We start from the raw sequence: 4,727 nt of genomic DNA on the forward strand, positions 1-4,727 counted from the left end.
GCGGCCGGCCGTCCGGCGCGGCGTGGGCGATCGGCGCGGCAGATCGGTGCCGGCCGGTCCGGCCCGTCAGGGCTCGAACTTGTAGCCGAGCCCGCGCACGGTGACCAGGTGCCGGGGCGACCCCGGATCTGCCTCGATCTTCGACCGCAGCCGCTTGACGTGGACGTCGAGCGTCTTCGTGTCCCCGACGTAGTCCGCGCCCCACACCCGGTCGATGAGCTGGTGCCGGGTCAGCACCCGGCCGATGTTGCGGAGCAGATACTCCAGCAGGTCGAACTCCTTCAGCGGCAGCGGGACCTCGGTGTCGTCCACGGTGACGACGTGCCGTTCGACGTCCATCCGCACCGACCCGCCGGTCAGCACCTGCGCGGCCGCCTCGTCCTCCGGCTGCGGTTCGCCGCCGCGGCGCAGCACGGCCCGCACCCGGGCGATCAGCTCCCGCGCCGAGTACGGCTTGGTGACGTAGTCGTCGGCACCCAGTTCGAGCCCCACCACCTTGTCGACCTCGCTGTCCCGCGCGGTGACCATGATGACCGGGACCGCCGACCGTTGGCGGAGCTGTTTGCACACGTCGGTGCCGCTCATTCCCGGGAGCATCAGGTCGAGCAGGACGATGTCGGCCCCGTTGCGGTCGAACTCGTCGAGAGCCTCGGTACCGTCCGTGGCCACCGCCGCGGTGAACCCTTCCTTGCGCAGCATGAAGGCCAGTGGATCGGCGAACGACTCCTCGTCCTCGACGATGAGCACCCTCGTCACGGCGATGTCCTCTCCTCGGTGCGGTCCGTCTTCCCGGTGCGGTCGACCGGTGTCGAGCGGGGCGGCCCGGACGGGGTCCCCGCGGGGGCAGCGGCCGCCGTGTCCCCGGCGGTCTCCGGGTGGGTGACGGCCGGATCCGGCGCGCTGGTGTCGTCCCCGGTGTCTCCGGTGTACCCGGCCTCCGGGGCCGCACCGGCCGTGTGCAGCGGGATGCTCAGCGTGAAGGTGGAGCCCACGCCGGGGCTGCTCCACAGACGCACCTCGCCCCCGTGGTTGGCGGCCACGTGCTTGACGATGGCCAGTCCGAGGCCGGTGCCGCCGGTCTCCCGGGACCGCGCCTTGTCGGCCCGGTAGAAGCGCTCGAAGACGCGCTGCTGGGCGTCCGGGGGGATGCCGACGCCCCGGTCGGTCACCGCGATCTCGGCGTGGGTGCCGGTGCTCCGTCTGCTCACCGACACGGGACTGCCCGCGTAGGAGTAGGCCACGGCGTTGTCGAGCAGGTTGGACAGTGCGGTGACCAACAGGGTGTGGTCGCCGTCGACCCGGAGGCCGCTGGGCCCGTCGGTGCCGATCCCGATGTCGGCGGCGTCGGCCGCGAGCCGCGTCCGGCCGAGGGCCTCGGTGACGACGGCGTCGACGTCCACCACGGTGAGCTCGGGCAGCCGCTCGGCACCCTGGAGCCGGGAGAGCGCGATCAGCTCGGTGACCAGCCTGCCGAGCCGGGTGGACTCCCGCAGGATCTTCTCGCCGAACCGGCGGACCTCGGTACCGTCGTCGGCGGCGTCCACCAGCGCCTCGGCGAGCACGGCGATCCCACCCACCGGGGTCTTCAGTTCGTGGCTCACGTTGGCGACGAAGTCCCGGCGCGTGGCCTCGAGCCGGACGGCCTCGGAGTGGTCGACGGCCTCCACGACGGTGTAGCCGTCACCGAGCGACCGGAGTTGCCCCAGCACCGCCTCCGGAGCCCGTCGCCGGGCCTCCGGCGGAGACAGGTCTATCTCGGTCGGTTCCCCGGTGCTCAGCACCTGCTCGGCGGCGCGACGGGCGCGCGGATCGGCATGATGCTGCCGCACCAGCCCGAGGTCCTCCGCACGCCGGTTGTGCAGCACCGGGTCGCCGAACCGGTTGAGCACCAGCACGCCGTTGTCCGAGGTCCGCACGAACCGGTCGAGCAGGTCGGCGGCGGTGGGCCCGGTGGGCCGCCTGCGTGTCCCCGGCAGCCTGCCGGAGAGGACGAACCCGGCGACGAGGCCGAGCACCGACGCGGCGAGGGCCAGGGCGAGCGAAGCTGACGCCGTCACGTTCGCATCGTAGACACTCGGGCGGCCCCGCGGACCAGTATCGGAGGCCGGTCGTGACCGCTCCGACATCCTGCGGGCGGTCTGTTCACCCCGGTGTCAGCACTCGTTCACCGTGGGGTCGTGCGCGGGTCACCGCACGATGCCGGCACACGACCCCACGGCGGCCCGGCCGGCGCCGGGCGTGGGGCTCAGCGGCCCTGGCTCGCCACCGCGGCGGCGGCCTTGGCCGCCTCGTCCGGGTCGAGATAGGTACCGCCCGGGTTGGTCGGCTTCAGCTCCGCGTCGAGGTCGTAGCGCAGCGGGATGCCGGTGGGGATGTTCAGGCCCGCGATGTCGGCGTCGGAGATGTCGTCGAGATGCTTGACCAGCGCCCGCAGCGAGTTGCCGTGCGCGGCGACCAGCACGTTCCGGCCCGCCCGGAGGTCGGGCACGATCGACGACTCCCAGTACGGCAGGAGCCGGGCGACGACGTCCTTGAGGCACTCGGTCATCGGCAGTTCGGCGCCGAGGTCGGCGTAGCGGACGTCGGCGTCCTGGCTGTACTCGTCACCGGCGGCGATCGGCGGCGGCGGTGTGTCGTACGACCGGCGCCAGAGCATGAACTGCTCCTCGCCGAAGGTGTCCATCGTCTGCTTCTTGTCCTTGCCCTGGAGGGCGCCGTAATGACGTTCGTTGAGTCGCCAGTTGCGGCGCACGTCGATCCAGTGCCGCTCGGCGACGTCGAGGGCGATGTTCGCCGTCGAGATCGCGCGGCGCAGCAGCGAGGTGTGTACGACGTCGGGCAGTACCCCGGACTCGACGAGCAGTTCCCCGCCCCGCCGGGCCTCCTCCTCGCCCTCGGCGGACAACGGGACGTCGACCCAGCCGGTGAACAGGTTCTCCGCGTTCCAGGTGCTCTGTCCGTGCCGCAGCAGCACCAAGGTCCCTAGTTCGGCCATGCTTCAAGACTGCCAGAGAGCCGATCGAGTGGTCGGCGGAGCCTGTCGCTCTACGTACTGTCGCGTAAGAAGTGAATGATCTTCACTCGAACACCCAGCAAGTTGCCAACAAGATTGCGGCGCGATAACCAAAATCGCAAAGCGTTAACGATCAAGGGCAAAATCACCCGAACGGGGTAGTGGGTAGCCTTGTGATTACCGTGCCGAGTCTGACAAGTTGGCTTGGACCCGCCCGGTCGGCACCACGCACTCCCCGGCCGGACGCGGGCAGTGAGGCGCAGCTCGTCTCCCCCCTGCCGAGCTGCGGCCCGCCGGCCCCGTTGGCATCCCCCTCGCCACCGGGTCCACCAAGGCGGGTATGTCCGCGGGGCGGCTCGAGTTCGCGACTCCCCCCTCCCTCGAGCCGCCCCGCGACACCCTTCTACTTCCCCCGTTCCGCGCCGCGTGTACCGCTCGCTCCCCGTGTGCACCCCCCCGGCGCGGAGATCAGTCCGCGGTGAGGGAGCCCGGGGTGTGGGTGTCCGGGGAGATGAGGTGCTCGAAGGCGCGGAGGTTGGCCAGGGACTCACCACGGGAGACCCGCCAGTCCCACTCGCGGCGGATGGACTCCGCGAAACCGAGCTCCAACAGCGTGTTGAAGTCGCCGTCGGCGGCCTCCAACACCTGCCCCAGCAGTTTGTCGATCTCGTTCTCGGTGACCGTGTCCGGTCCGAGTCTGCCGACCAGGTAGATGTCACCCGTCCCGTCGATCGTGTAGTGCACCCCGTAGAGCTTGGCGTTGCGCCGCAGCAGGTAGCGGTAGACGTCCTCGTGGGCCTCGTCGGGACGCCGGCACACGAACGCCTCCACCGCGAACGAGTGCTCCCTGGCTATCAGCCAGCAATTGGTCTGGAGCTTCTTCGTCCCGGGCAGGGTGACGAAGTAGACCCCCACGCCCTTGCGGTCGTACTCCAGCCCGGCCCCGTCGAGCGCCGAGCGCACCACCTCGTCGACGGCCCGCACCCGATCACCACCGTTTCCCGTGTGTGCCGTGCCCGCCACGTCGTCCGTCCCGGCCGCGGCGGCGTCCCGGGCGTTCCCGGTGTCCCGCCCGCTCACACCGTCGTGCCCGCTCACACCGCCACCTCCAGCGCCGAACTGCGGAAGGCCCTGGTGGCCTCCGCGTAGGTCTCCAGCAGGGCCTCCGTGGTCCGCTCCCAGGAGAAGTCGGCCGCGTGGGCGCGTGCCCCGCGGGACAGCGCATTCCGGGTCGAGGCGTCCAGGGCCACCCGGCCGAGCGCGTCGGCCCAGTCGCCGGCGCGGTGGTTGCCCACGAGCAGGCCCGAGACACCGTGGTCGACCGCCACCGGGAGGCCGCCGACCTCGGCCGCCACCACCGGGGTGCCGCACGCCTGCGCCTCCAGCGCCACCAGACCGAACGATTCGTTGTAGCTGGGGACGGCGACGACGTCGGCGGCGCGGTAGACGTCGACCAGCCCGTCGGTGGACTGCGGCGGCAGAAACCGCACCAGGTCGTCGATGCCGAGCCGCACCGCCAGTTCCTTCAGCGACGTGGGCTGTTCGAGCCCCGTCCCGGACGGCCCCCCGGCGACCAGCACGACCAGCCGGTCGCGCAGCGCGGGGTCGCGCCGGACCAGTTCGGCCGCGGCGTGCAGGAGCACGTCGGGGGCCTTCAGCGGCTGTATCCGTCCGGCGAAGGCGAGCACCACCGCGTCGGACGGCAGGTCGAGCG

At 71.5% G+C, this 4,727-nt stretch carries 5 protein-coding genes; all 5 read right to left on the reverse strand.

The window, feature by feature from the left end; translation table 11 throughout:
* Nucleotides 1-66: 66 nt before the first annotated feature.
* Complete coding sequence (locus tag SACHA_RS0110090) at nucleotides 67-756, reverse strand: response regulator transcription factor (RefSeq protein WP_019809400.1); 690 nt, start codon at nucleotides 754-756, stop codon at nucleotides 67-69.
* Entirely contained in the window at nucleotides 753-2,057 is a 1,305-nt protein-coding gene (locus tag SACHA_RS0110095; protein WP_019809402.1) for a sensor histidine kinase, read from the reverse strand. Before SACHA_RS0110095 ends, SACHA_RS0110090 begins: the two co-directional genes overlap by 4 nt.
* Nucleotides 2,058-2,245: 188 nt before the next feature.
* A complete protein-coding gene (locus SACHA_RS0110100) occupies nucleotides 2,246-2,995 on the reverse strand; it encodes a phosphoglyceromutase (protein WP_028663049.1) in 750 nt (249 codons plus the stop codon).
* Between the two features lie 486 nt (nucleotides 2,996-3,481).
* The gene (locus tag SACHA_RS0110105) at nucleotides 3,482-3,997 is read right to left on the reverse strand and encodes a type III secretion system chaperone family protein (protein WP_028663050.1); all 516 of its coding nucleotides are present in this window, start codon (nucleotides 3,995-3,997) and stop codon (nucleotides 3,482-3,484) included.
* Nucleotides 3,998-4,107: 110 nt separating this feature from the next.
* Nucleotides 4,108-4,727 (reverse strand): glycosyltransferase (locus SACHA_RS21380; RefSeq protein ID WP_019809409.1); only part of this gene is annotated, 620 nt, incomplete at its 5' end.

The organism is Saccharomonospora halophila 8, assembly GCF_000383775.1.
Classification (GTDB): domain Bacteria; phylum Actinomycetota; class Actinomycetes; order Mycobacteriales; family Pseudonocardiaceae; genus Saccharomonospora; species Saccharomonospora halophila.